The sequence below is a fragment of the Melioribacteraceae bacterium genome, from assembly GCA_035362835.1.
Lineage (GTDB): Bacteria > Bacteroidota > Ignavibacteria > Ignavibacteriales > Melioribacteraceae > DSXH01.
This window is the reverse complement of sequence record DAOSDY010000003.1, coordinates 345,246-356,604: the sequence shown is the minus strand read 5'-3', so window position 1 is coordinate 356,604 and position 11,359 is coordinate 345,246. Positions and strand designations below refer to the sequence as shown.

General features: G+C 41.4%; 9 protein-coding genes. All 9 read left to right on the top strand.

Translation table 11 applies throughout. From position 1 onward, the window contains the following. The first annotated feature begins 11 nt into the window (after positions 1–11). Positions 12–2,816, top strand: coding sequence for a pyruvate, phosphate dikinase (ppdK, locus tag PLZ15_12695; protein HOI30607.1), 2,805 nt, complete (start codon positions 12–14; stop codon positions 2,814–2,816). Positions 2,817–2,934: 118 nt separating this feature from the next. Further along, on the top strand, positions 2,935–3,972 hold the full coding sequence (queA, locus tag PLZ15_12690; protein ID HOI30606.1) for a tRNA preQ1(34) S-adenosylmethionine ribosyltransferase-isomerase QueA: 1,038 nt from the start codon (positions 2,935–2,937) through the stop codon (positions 3,970–3,972). Continuing rightward, positions 3,972–4,646 (top strand): 2-C-methyl-D-erythritol 4-phosphate cytidylyltransferase, encoded by a 675-nt coding sequence (gene ispD, locus PLZ15_12685; protein ID HOI30605.1) that lies wholly within the window; start codon positions 3,972–3,974, stop codon positions 4,644–4,646. Before queA ends, ispD begins: the two co-directional genes overlap by 1 nt. A 75-nt stretch (positions 4,647–4,721) precedes the next feature. Beyond that, on the top strand, positions 4,722–5,384 hold the full coding sequence (gene plsY / locus PLZ15_12680) for a glycerol-3-phosphate 1-O-acyltransferase PlsY (GenBank protein ID HOI30604.1): 663 nt from the start codon (positions 4,722–4,724) through the stop codon (positions 5,382–5,384). A 7-nt stretch (positions 5,385–5,391) separates the two neighbouring features. After that, a complete protein-coding gene (locus tag PLZ15_12675) occupies positions 5,392–6,393 on the top strand; it encodes an NAD(P)H-dependent glycerol-3-phosphate dehydrogenase (GenBank protein ID HOI30603.1) in 1,002 nt (333 codons plus the stop codon). A 70-nt stretch (positions 6,394–6,463) separates the two neighbouring features. Continuing rightward, positions 6,464–8,641, top strand: coding sequence for an ATP-dependent DNA helicase RecG (gene recG / locus PLZ15_12670; GenBank protein HOI30602.1), 2,178 nt, complete (start codon positions 6,464–6,466; stop codon positions 8,639–8,641). A 134-nt stretch (positions 8,642–8,775) separates the two neighbouring features. Then, complete coding sequence (locus PLZ15_12665) at positions 8,776–9,840, top strand: D-alanine--D-alanine ligase (GenBank protein ID HOI30601.1); 1,065 nt, start codon at positions 8,776–8,778, stop codon at positions 9,838–9,840. Further along, the gene (locus tag PLZ15_12660; protein HOI30600.1) at positions 9,837–10,895 is read left to right on the top strand and encodes an ATP-grasp domain-containing protein; all 1,059 of its coding nucleotides are present in this window, start codon (positions 9,837–9,839) and stop codon (positions 10,893–10,895) included. Before PLZ15_12665 ends, PLZ15_12660 begins: the two co-directional genes overlap by 4 nt. After that, positions 10,873–11,343 carry a GNAT family N-acetyltransferase gene (locus tag PLZ15_12655; protein ID HOI30599.1) on the top strand — a complete coding sequence of 157 codons (471 nt, stop codon included), beginning with the start codon at positions 10,873–10,875 and terminating at the stop codon, positions 11,341–11,343. The genes PLZ15_12660 and PLZ15_12655 overlap by 23 nt, the downstream gene beginning before the upstream one ends. Positions 11,344–11,359: the final 16 nt, after the last annotated feature.

Below are 11,359 nucleotides of genomic sequence, written 5' to 3'. Positions count from 1 at the left end.
GAGGTTAAGAAATGGCAATAGGTAAAACGGCAAAGTATGTCTACTACTTCGGCGGGAAGAAAGCCGAAGGAAAAGCTGATATGAAAGAACTTCTCGGTGGAAAAGGTGCTAACCTTGCCGAAATGGTTAATATCGGTCTCCCTGTTCCGGCAGGATTTACAATAACAACTGAAGTTTGTACAGTCTATTACAAAAACAACAAAAAGTATCCTAAAGAACTTGACAAACAGGTTAAAGACGCACTTGCAAAAGTTGAAAAAGAAATGGGTGCGAAATTCGGCGACAAGGTTAATCCTCTGCTTGTTTCAGTCAGATCCGGCGCACGTGCTTCTATGCCCGGTATGATGGAAACTATTCTTAATGTCGGACTCAATAATCAAACCCGTGAAGCTTTAATTGCAAAAACAGCTAACCCGAGATTCGTTTACGATTCTCACCGCAGATTAATCCAGATGTATTCCGACGTTGTAATGGAAAAGGCTGCCGGAATAGAACCTGCTGAAGGCCAGGGTGTACGAGTCCAGCTCGAAAAAGAACTCCACAAAATGAAAGAAGCACGCGGTGTTCATAACGATACCGACCTGACTTCCGATGATCTGAAAGAATTGATCGAGATTTACAAATCAAAAGTAAATGAAGTTCTCGGGAAACCATTTCCGGAAGATCCGATGGAACAATTGTGGGGAGCTATCTCTGCTGTATTCCAGAGCTGGATGGGTAAACGGGCTATTTCGTACAGAAGAATTGAAGGAATTCCGGATAGCTGGGGCACGGCTGTAAACGTTCAGTCGATGGTTTTCGGTAATATGGGAGAATCTTCGGCAACCGGTGTTGCCTTCACTCGTAATCCAGCAACAGGAGAAAATTATTTTTACGGAGAATGGCTTACCAATGCCCAGGGTGAAGATGTGGTAGCAGGAATTAGAACTCCTAATCCGATCAATGAAGTCGGTAAAACCGATCATACTTCTCACCTCCCTTCATTAGAAACCGGAATGCCTGATACTTACAAGCAGCTCCATAAAATCCAGCGTTCACTCGAAAAACATTACCGCGACATGCTCGATGTTGAATTCACAATTCAGGAAGGAAAACTTTACATGCTTCAGTGCCGCGTAGGAAAAAGAAACGGTCCTGCTGCTGTAAAGATGGCCCTCGATATGTTTAGAGAAAAACTGATTACCAGAGAAGAAGCCGTTTTGCGTGTGAATCCTTCGCAGCTCGATGAATTACTGCATCCGATAATCGATCCGAATGCTGAATTAGTTACCAAAGCTTTTACTAAAGGATTACCCGCCGGACCGGGTGGTGCAAGCGGACAGGTTGTATTTTCCGCAGCAGACGCTGTTAAGTGGGCAAAGGAAGGCAAGAAAGTTATTCTTGTACGCGAAGAAACAAATCCTGAAGACATAGAAGGAATGCGTGCCGCTCAGGCGATCCTTACCGCACGCGGAGGTATGACTTCCCATGCAGCTCTCGTCGCTCGCGGCTGGGGTAAGTGCTGTATTGTCGGCGCAGGTTCAATTAAAATTAATTATGAAGAAAAATATTTTACTGCTGGCGGAACAACCGTTCGCGAAGGTGAATGGCTTACATTAAATGGTTCTAAGGGTGCTGTTTACATTGGTGAATTGCCAATGAAGAAAGCCGCCGAGGAGAATCCGGATTTCCAGGCTTTCATGAAACTTTGCGACCAGGTAAGAAGATTGAAAGTAAGAACAAATGCCGATACCCCTGAAGATGCAGCAAAAGCACGTGCATTCGGCGCTGAAGGTATTGGACTCTTCAGAACAGAGCATATGTTCTACGGAAAAAATTCCGAAGAACCGTTGTTCAAACTCCGTAAGATGATCCATTCTAAAACTGAAGCCGAAAGAAGAAATGCCCTCGACGAACTTTTCCCGTTTGTTCTTAGAGACGTTAAAGGTACTCTCGATGCAATGGACGGATATGCAGTTACATTCAGAACACTTGATCCGCCTCTTCACGAATTCGTTCCGACACGTTTGGACGAAAGAGAAAAACTGGCCGCAAGCCTGGGGATCTCGATCGAGGAATTGAACGACCGTGCCGATTCTCTGCATGAAAATAACCCGATGATGGGTCACCGCGGAGTACGTCTTGGTATTACCTACCCTGAAATTACCGAGATGCAGGTAAGAGCAATTTTTGTTGCGACTGCTGAACTCCTTAAAGAAGGTAAAAAACCTTTCCCGGAAATTATGATCCCCGTAACATGCCATATAAATGAAATTAATCATCAGTATCAGATCATCAATAAAGTTCATGACGAAGTAGCTTCAAAATTCGGTTTGAAAAAGATTCCGCATCTTACAGGAACAATGATTGAAATTCCGAGAGCATGTTTAACTGCAGATAAGATTGCTGAAACAGCTCAATTTTTCTCATTCGGAACGAATGATTTAACACAGATGGGATTCGGTTTCTCACGTGACGATATCGGCGGATTCTTGCCGGATTATCTAGAAAAGAAAATACTTCCTGGCGATCCTTTCGAATCGATTGATATAGATGCCATCGGAAAATTAATGAAGATAGCTGTTGAAGGCGGAAGATCAACCCGGCCGGATCTTAAAATAGGAATCTGCGGAGAACATGGCGGAGAACCCAAATCGGTTGAATTCTGTCACAAGATTGGACTAAATTATGTAAGCTGTTCTCCATTCCGTGTACCGATAGCACGTTTAGCTGCCGCACAGGCGGTTGCTAAAGAATTGAAATCCGGCAAACCGGCTGTTAAGAAAAGCGCTGTTAAAAAATCCGTTGCAAAGAAAAAAGTAAATAAGAAAAAATAATGAAGTTCTTCTGAATCCTCCCGGCTTCGGTCGGGAGGACGAGGAATCTGAAATAAATTCTGGAAGATTCTTCGTTTCCGTTTTAACGGACCGATCAGAAATTAAAAAAGGAGTATAGATGAAGTTATCAGATTTTAAGTATAATCTACCTAAAACTGCGATTGCCAAACACCCGGTCTCCCCGCGCGAAAAGGCAAAAATGATGGTGCTCAATCGTGCAACCGGCGAAATCGAACATAAAATCTTTTCCGATGTTCTGGAATTTATCAACAAAGGAGACGTGATTGTTGTAAACAAAACTAAAGTGATGCAGGCCCGCTTATTCGGTAAAAAGGAAAGAACAAATGCTAAAATAGAAGTCTTTGTTCTTCGTGAACTGAATAAGGAAGAGAATATCTGGGATGTTATTGTTGACCCGGCCAGAAAAGTTAGAATCGGCAACCGGATCTATTTTAATGATAAACTCTGGTGCGAGGTAATTGATAACACAACTTCCAGAGGAAGGACTGTCCGTTTCAACGAGGATGCCGGTGATATATTTAAAGCAATTGAAAAAATTGGTCATACCCCTCTGCCGCCGTACATTAAACGTGATACAACTCCAAAGGATAAGGATGATTACCAGACTATTTTTGCTGAAGTGGACGGATCGGTTGCCGCTCCTACAGCGGGTCTCCATTTCTCGAATGCTCTAATTAAAAAGGTTGAAAAGAAAGGCGCGAAAATTGTCCCGGTAATTCTACATATAGGCCTTGGAACATTTAGACCGGTTGAGGTTGAAGATCTTACAAAACACAAAATGGATTCGGAATTTTTCGAAGTCCCCGATGAAACAGCAAAGGTTATTAACAAGGCCCTTCAGGATAAGAAAAATGTATTTGTTGTTGGAACAAGTACCTGCCGAGCTCTTGAAAGCAGCGTTACTGCCGAAGGATTTTCCAAACCGAATTTCGGCTGGACAGATAAATTCATTTTCCCGCAGTACGACTTTAAGATAACTAAAAAGCTGATCACCAATTTCCATCAGCCGGAATCAACTTTGTTGATGCTTGCCGCTGCTTTTGCTGATTACGATTTTATTATGAAAGCTTATAAGAAAGCTATGAAAGAAGGATATCGCTTTTTAAGTTATGGCGATGCAATGCTGATAGTCTGATGAAAGTCTTTGCGATAATACCGTCCGGAGGGAAAGGGTTGCGGACTTCAAGCCCGCTTCCCAAACAATATCTCCGGTTCAAGGGAAAGGAACTTATTGCCTATACTATCGATCTTTTTCAACAATCAAAAATGATCGATGAAATAATAGTTTCAGCACAGCGGGATTTTTTTCCACTTATAAACGAAATAAAAATCCGAAACGGTTTTACAAAAATGCGGGATCCGGTTGAAGGTGGCAGTGAAAGACAATATTCTGTTTTTAATGCAGTTAAATCCTTGAATGCCTCCGGAGATGATATTATAGTTGTTCATGATGCTGTTAGGCCGTTTCTTTCTGAAGAGATTTTAGAGAATTCGATTAACACCGCTATGGAATCTGGCAGCGCTGTTGTCGCTATTAAAGCAAAGGATACACTAATTAAAGGGAACAGCGATGTAGATTCTTATTTGGATCGTAATCAAATTTATTACGTCCAGACACCCCAGGTATTCAGATACAATATTTTTATTGACTCAATTAAAAAGGCCGAAAAAAACGGTTTCCTTGGGACTGATGAGTCGATGATTGTCTATAATGCCGGTTTTAAGGTGAAAATAGTAGAAGGATCGAGTTTTAATTTCAAAATAACCAGTGACGACGATCTCAAACTCTTCGGTCAGATACTAAAATGAGTGAACTGTGTGCTCTTTTTAATTGTTTATAAAGTACATTTTGTATAATTTTTCGACAAATTTCTGGCGGTAGTAATGCTTAATTTAATTTTTGTAGTTGTTTTATCCTATCTGGTTGGTTCTATTCCTACGAGTATAATTCTAAGTAAATTATTAAAAGGTATTGATATAAGGCAGCACGGTAGCGGAAATGCCGGCGGTACAAATGTATTCCGTGTTTTGGGATGGAAATGGGGAGTTCTAACGATCATTCTCGATGCTTTTAAAGGTGCCATCGCTGTAGTACTTGTTGCCCGTCTATATCTTGATAGTTTTCCATTCAGTAACATAACTCCATTCGACGATTTCACTCTGGTTCAGATAATTTGTGGTATTGCAGCAGTAATAGGACACATCTGGACAGTCTTTGCAGGATTCAAAGGCGGTAAAGGAATTGCTACAGCACTTGGATTCCTTATTACACTCATAACAATTGATATGCTTTTAGCTCTGGCAGTATTTACTCTTACAGTTACTCTATCCAGATACATTTCTCTCGGTTCAATGATGGCTGCAGTTTCACTACCAATAATTCTGGTGGTAAGAGAGAATATTTTCGGTGTCGAAATTCCCGGATACCAGACTATTCTTCCTTTTGTGGTCGGTCTGGTACTTCTTGTGCTTTATACACACAGGAAGAACATCGACCGTCTTATTAAAGGAAGCGAAAGCAAGATCTCTTTGTTCAACAAGAAATAATTAGACTATGAGAATATCGGTTCTCGGAGCCGGTGGCTGGGGTACCACTTTAGCTATTCTTCTTCATCATAACGGCCATCAGGTTACGTTATGGGAATACAAAAAAAATTACGCTAAGACAATCCACCGTTCCCGCGAAAATAAAATCTACCTGCCGGGTATTAAAATTCCTAAAGAAATAAATATAGAACACTCTCTCGAAGAGAGTTCTGTAAACAAACACATGATCGTCATTGCAGTCCCTTCTCAGTTTGTCCGGGGTGTAATGCACCAGATGAAACGATACGATTTCAGCAATACGACTTTTGTAAGTGTGGCCAAGGGAATTGAAAAGGAGACTCTACTTACTGTCTCCCAGGTAATTAAAAGCGAACTTAAGCATTTAAGCGATTCGCAGGTAGGAGTCCTCTCCGGACCCAGTCATGCCGAAGAAGTGAGCCGTAAAATCCCTACTGCTGTAGTTGCAGCGTCCAGAGATGAAAATACCGCCAAACAGATTCAATCGGCTTTTATTACTTCGTATTTCCGCGTTTATTCATCAACCGATCTGTTAGGGGTTGAATATGGCGGAGCTCTTAAAAATGTAATTGCTGTGGGCGCAGGAATAATTGACGGCGCAAAATTCGGTGATAATACAAAAGCCGCTATTATGACCCGCGGAATAGCCGAGATCTCGCGACTCGGTATAGGTCTCGGTGCCAGACCGGAAACCTTTTCAGGTCTCTCGGGTATGGGCGACCTTATTGTTACTTGTATGAGCAAGCACAGCCGTAACCGATTTGTAGGCGAGCAGATCGGCAAGGGAAAGAAACTTAAAGATGTACTCAAATCGATGCAGATGGTTGCCGAAGGTGTTGAAACCTGCAGGTCTGTTCACCAGTTATCGCAGGAGCATAAAATTCCCACACCGATCTGTTCGGCGGTTTATAAAATTTTATTTGAGGATAGAGACCCGATCAAAGTAACCTACGAACTCATGACCCGGGATATGAAACCCGAGCTTGAGTAATCTGCTTTTCCCTTTTCCCACCTTAAGTTTAATTTATTATATTTAACCGGAAACAAAACAAAATTTCTATATGCCCGATATTCTTTCGCAATCCGTTCAATATTTGAAATCGGTAGGACCCAAACGTTCGGAATCATTTGCCAAAATCGGCATTAATACAATCAGGGATTTGTTGATGTATTTCCCCTCCAGATACCTGGACCGTTCAACAATTCTGAACAGTGTTAAAGTACTTCAGCATATCCGTGAAGGATACGAAGGTGAAGTGACAATTATCGGCGAAGTAGTTAGCAGAGATTTAATCCGCTACGGTAAAAAACAGATCTTCAAATTAAGGTTGAAAGACGGATCCGGATTTTTTGAATGCGTCTGGTTTCAGGGTATCAAATATTTTAAGGACATATTCAATCCCGGTGATTACTATGCAATCTCTGCAAAACCGGTTCTTACCAAATACGGACATCTTCAGTTCGTTCATCCTGATTTCGACAGGTTAGCCGAAAAGGAATCGAAGGATTTTTTACATACAGGTAAAATTATTCCCTTCTACCGCGTTCCAAAGGAACTACGGACAGCAAACCTGGGTGATTTCAGTCTGAGGAGGATAATTAACTTTGCCGTAGAAAATTATTCCGGCAACATGCCGGAAACGCTTCCGGAAGATTTAATCCAGGCAAAAGGGCTTCCTGACATAAATTCAACTATACAAAATCTTCACTTCCCTTCCGGTACCGATCTGCTTGAAACTGCCTGGAGACGGATAAAATTCGAAGAGTTGTTCTATTTCGAATGTATGGTTGCTCTTCGAAAATCATTTCTAAAGAAAAAAGGGAACGGAATTGCTTTTAAAGTCCGCAGCGAACCGTTAAAAAAATTTCTTGCTTCAATACCATTCAGTCTGACTGCCTCGCAATTAAAAGTACTTTCTGAAATCCGAAAGGATCTTGAAAGTGACCGTCCGATGAACCGGCTGCTGCAGGGGGATGTTGGGAGCGGTAAAACGATCGTCGCACTCATTGGAATCTTTATAGCCATTTCAAATGGCTACCAGGCAATTCTTATGTCCCCAACCGAAATTCTCGCCGATCAACACTATAAACGGATTACCGGAATGCTTGAACCGTTCGGAATGAAGGTAGGACTTCTAATAGGGGGACAGAGTAGATCCGAACGGAAAAAACTTCTGCAACAGATTAAATCGGGTGAAGTCAACTTAATTATCGGGACACATGCGCTTATAGAAGAGAACGTGGAATACGACAATCCCGGGCTGGTGGTTATCGACGAGCAACACCGTTTCGGTGTGGTTCAGCGTTCAAGACTTATAAGAAAAGGGATCCAGCCGGATGTACTTGTTATGACAGCAACTCCTATCCCAAGGACCCTTTCGATGACTTTGTACGGCGACCTCGATGTTTCGATTATCGATCAGATGCCTCTTAACAGGAGACCGGTCAAGACTTATCTACGCGGTGAGAAAAAATTAAATGATGTATATGATTTTATAATCGACAAATCCCGTGCGGGATACCAGACGTTCATGGTTTACCCGCTTGTTGATGAATCCGAAAAGCTTGAACTGAAAGCTGCCGAAACTTACTATAACGAGCTTAAGCAGAACCATCTCCAGGAATTAAAAATCGGTTTGATACATGGACGGATGAACTGGCGGCAGAAGGAAAAAGTGATGTCCGAATTTGCCGAAAAGAAATATGATGTATTGGTTTCGACCACTGTTATTGAGGTCGGAATCGACGTGCCCGATGCGAACATAATTGTAATTAACGATGCCCACAGGTTCGGGCTTTCGCAGCTTCACCAGCTTCGCGGAAGAGTTGGACGCAGCGATAAGCAGGCCTACTGCATTTTAATTACGAAGGATGATCTGGCAGTAAAAACAGGTCAGTTCAGCTTTAACTTCGATTATCTTTCGCCGGAACAGATAGAGAGGAACAAATCGATCATCAGACTGAATGCGATGATCAGCAACTCAAGCGGTTTTAATCTGGCAGAAGTCGATATGAAGCTGAGAGGAACAGGTGACATCTTCGGAACGAAGCAGAGCGGTCTTCCAGAATTCAGATATGCCAACATTGTTTCTGACTTTGATCTTCTAGTTTCCGCCCGCGAGACTGCATTTGAAATTATAAACGACGATCCTACACTTGACAGGGATAAAAATTCAGTCATAAAAAAAAATCTCCGGGAAAATTTCTCGAGCAACATTCTTCTGTCACAGATCGCATGAACCCGAGATCCGCAAAAATTTTTTAACGACATCTCTATCTCACACCAAAAAAAAATTTCGCTCCCAAACTTGCAAAAAATTTTTTAATAGTTATATTAGTAAGCAAAGATTGGAAGGAATTCTGTATCAGTTCCTTGGAACTAAATAAAAAATTAAAAGTAGCGCTTACATATAATGTCAAACCGGAAGAATCCTCTTTCGAATCCGCACAACTCTCTCTTAAATCAAAAAATTCTTCTCAGTTCAACGATACATATGCCGAGTGGGATACATTCGAAACAATAAACGCAATCAAAGACGCTCTTGAACTCCATCACGATGTAACAATGATAGAAGCAAACGAAGATGCATTCGAAAAATTCCGCCGGTTGCGCCCCGAGATTGTTTTTAACGTAGCCGAATGTGCAAACGGAATCAGCCGCGAAGCTCAGATACCGGCTATGCTCGATATGCTTTCAATCCCATACACCGGTTCGGATCCGTTAACTCTTACCACCTGTCTCGACAAATCGAGAACGAAGGAAGTGCTTGCTTATAACGGCGTACCTACATCCCGTTTTATGTTCGCTGAAAGTGTGGATGACTTAAAGGATTTCAATCTCTCTTTTCCTGTAATGATGAAGCCGGTTTCTGAAGGCTCGGGTAAAGGAATATTTAATTCGTCATATATCAATAATATTGATGACCTGAGAGTAAGATTGAAGGAAAATCTAGCCGAATACGATCAGCCATTTATTATTGAAGAGTATCTTCCGGGAAGAGAGTTTACGGTTGCCATACTGGGAAATAATTCGGATACTGAAGTACTTCCTATAGTTGAGATCAATTTTGATCAGCTCCCCGGAAACCTGCTGCCGATATATTCTTTTGAAGCCAAGTGGGTGGTAGATACAAGAGAGAATCCTCTTAATATTTTCACATGTCCTGCAAAAATCGACTTAAAGCTTGAAAAGAAGATTAAAGATGTTGCTCTCAAAACTTACAGGGTTCTCAGATGCAGGGATTGGAGCAGAATAGATCTTCGTCTGGATTCAAAAGGTGTGCCGAATATTATAGAAGTTAACCCGCTTCCGGGAATTCTGCCAAAGCCCGAAGACAATTCCTGTTTTCCGAAAGCTGCCCGCGCAAACGGAATGACATACAACGAGATGATAAACAAAGTTCTTTTAACCGCGGCAAAGAGACATAATTTATTATGAATGTAGACCGGAAAATATTAATCTGTTTTAATGAGCCGACCCGTTTTTATAACAACTATCTCGGCAAGGAGATATCTGATGAAAATCAGAACATCGATCTTTCCGAGCGCGATTTCCTGAAACAGATCGACAGTATACAGAAAATCCTTTCGAAACGTTATATAAGTGTAGAAACACTTCCGGTAAACAGCGATGTCCGTTCCGCAATTAAAAAAATAAATAATTACTCACCCGATGTAATTCTCAATTTTGTAGAATCAGTTGAAGGTGTTTCGAATCTTGAGAGTTATGTAGCAGGATTGTTCGATCTTTTAGGAATCCCTTATACAGGAAACAATCCGATCTGTCTTGGCAATTGCCTGGTAAAATCCAGGACAAAACAGATTCTGAATTCGCACGGAATAAAAACACCGAGACATTACATAGCAAAATTAAATCACATTCCCACTCCAAAAGAATTATTACTCAGATACCCGGCAATATTAAAACTTGCGCGCGAGGATGCTAGTATCGGCATCTCCGAGTTCTCTGTTGTAGAGAATCATGAATCGCTTAAGCAGAGACTCCATTACCTGTTCTCTACATACAAACAGGAAGTAATTATTGAAGAGTATATTGAAGGCCGGGAGCTGAATGTTGCAATACTCGGTGATCAGATCCTTCCTATTTCAGAGATACGATTCGACGGATTGCCCGATGAACTTCCGAAAATTATAACATACGAAGCTAAATGGTCGCCCGATAGTATCTATTATAAGCACACTACACCGAAGTGCCCTGCCCCGCTCGAAAAGAAACTCAAAATAAAAATCGAGCAGATGGCAATGGATGCTTATAAAGCCCTTGAGTGCAGAGACTATGCCCGTGTTGATATAAGATTGAACAGCAGGAATATTCCTTACGTTATTGAAGTTAATCCCAATCCCGATATTTCTCCAGATTCGGGATTTGTCCGTTCGGCTGCAGCTGCCGGAATTAATTACGAAGATTTACTTTACCGGCTTACAATGCTGGCTTTAGAAAGAAGACAATATGATACGCAAGCTGCAATCTGACGACAGAGAACAAATAGCAACTATAATAGAAGGGACTGATAATTTCAGTACCGAAGAGAAAAAAATTGCAGTCGAATTGATCGATGAAGCAATTGCTAATCCGAATCATGAATACTATAACGTATTTGTTTATGATGAGGAAGGAAAAATTCTGGGATATCACTGTACGGGTAAAAGAGCACTTACCGACGGAACATTCGACATGTTCTGGATTGTTGTTGATAACAGGACACAGAACAAAGGAGTCGGGAAAAAGCTGATAAACCATGCAGAAAGTTTTGTTAAAGAGAATAACGGAAGATGGATTCTGGCAGAGACATCTTCCAAAGACAATTATGAAGCAACAAGGAATTTCTATTTCAGGAATAACTATTCGATAGTGGCCGAGATAAGAGATTTCTATAAACTAAATGATCATTTAATTGTTTTCGGAAAATATATAAAATAACAAAACACAAAGGGCA